The following is a 1316-nucleotide window of genomic DNA, read 5'->3' as shown; positions in this document are numbered from 1 at the left end:
GGTGGTTTCTAGCGGTTGTTGCGTCACGGTGGGCTAGCGATGCTGGGCCAGGAGCGTATGCATGCGCTGGGCTGGGTTGTCCCAGCCCAGTGTCATGCGTGGTCTGCGGTTGAGTCGTTGCGCGATCGCGGCCAGGTGCTCGGCGGTGTGCACTGACAGGTCGGTGCCTTTGGGGAAATATTGGCGGAGCAGGCCGTTGGTGTTCTCATTCGATCCGCGTTGCCAGGGGCTGGCGGGGTCGCAGAAGTAGACCGGGATGTCGCTGGCCAGGGTGAACTCGTGGTGCCGGGCCATTTCCGCGCCCTGGTCCCAGGTCAGGGAGCGGGTCAGGTGCTGGGGCAGGGTGGCCATCACCTGCAGCAGGGCATCGCGGACTGAGATGGCGTCGCGGCCGTGGGGCAGGTGGGCGAGCAGGACATAGCGGGTGTGTCGTTCCACCAGGGTCGCGATCGCCGAGGCGGAGTCTTTGCCCAGGATCAGGTCGCCTTCCCAGTGGCCGGGCACGGCGCGGTCCTCGGCTTCGGCGGGCCGGTCGCTGATCATGGTCATGTCGGTGAAGCGGGGTGTGCGCCCGGTGCTGTGGGGGCGGCGTCGGGCGCGGCCGGTGCGCAGGGCCCGGGTGAGTTCCCGGCGGAGTTCACCGCGGCCCTGGCAGTAGAGGGCTTGGTAGATGGTTTCGTGGCACACCCGCATCTCCGGCTGTTCGGGGAAGTCACGGTAGAGGGTCTGGCTGATCTGCTGTGGGCTCCATTCTTCGTCGAGTCTGGCCTGGATGGTGGTGCGGAGGTGGGGGTGGGTGGCGATCTTGCCGGGTTTGGGGCGGGGTCGGCGGGCCAGTGCGCGGTCGTGGGCTTGGTAGGGCTGGTAGTGGCCGGTGTGGGGGTCGCGGTTGCGGGCGATTTCCCGGTCGAGGGTGCAACGGGGGCGGTCTAGTTTGGCGGCGATCTGAAGGCGGGGGGTGTTGGTGAGGAGCTGATCGGCGATGTGGAGGCGGTCGGTCAGGGTCAGATACCGGGACGGCCCTTCCACCTCCTCGGCCTCGGTCTCGGCTGGTGGGGTGGGGTTGGGGATGGGGGGCAGGGCCGGGCGGCCACTGGAGGAGGCACGGCCGTGGCGCCAGCGGGTGCCGGTGGCGGGGTGCACGCCCACGAGTTGGCAGGCGTGGCGGTTGGTGTGGCCGAGGTTCACCAACCGAAAGTACTCGGCTCGTTCGGCCAGCAGTGGTGCTGAGCCGTGCGGGGTGCGGTCGAGGCGGATGGAGAAGGTCATTGGGTGTCCTGGGGGGTCAGGTCACGCAACGACCCCTAGAAACCGCC

At 68.8% G+C, this 1316-nt stretch carries 1 protein-coding gene; it reads right to left on the bottom strand.

Annotated features, from left to right (window positions below; all coding sequences use genetic code 11):
- Positions 1-33: 33 nt before the first annotated feature.
- Positions 34-1269: an IS30 family transposase gene (locus ACTOWY_RS44775; RefSeq protein WP_441315696.1), complete on the bottom strand. Its 1236-nt coding sequence runs from the start codon at positions 1267-1269 to the stop codon at positions 34-36.
- Positions 1270-1316: the final 47 nt, after the last annotated feature.

The organism is Crossiella sp. CA198 (assembly GCF_052078295.1).
Taxonomy (GTDB): Bacteria; Actinomycetota; Actinomycetes; order Mycobacteriales; family Pseudonocardiaceae; genus Crossiella.
This window is presented reverse-complemented; position numbering and strand designations above follow the sequence as displayed.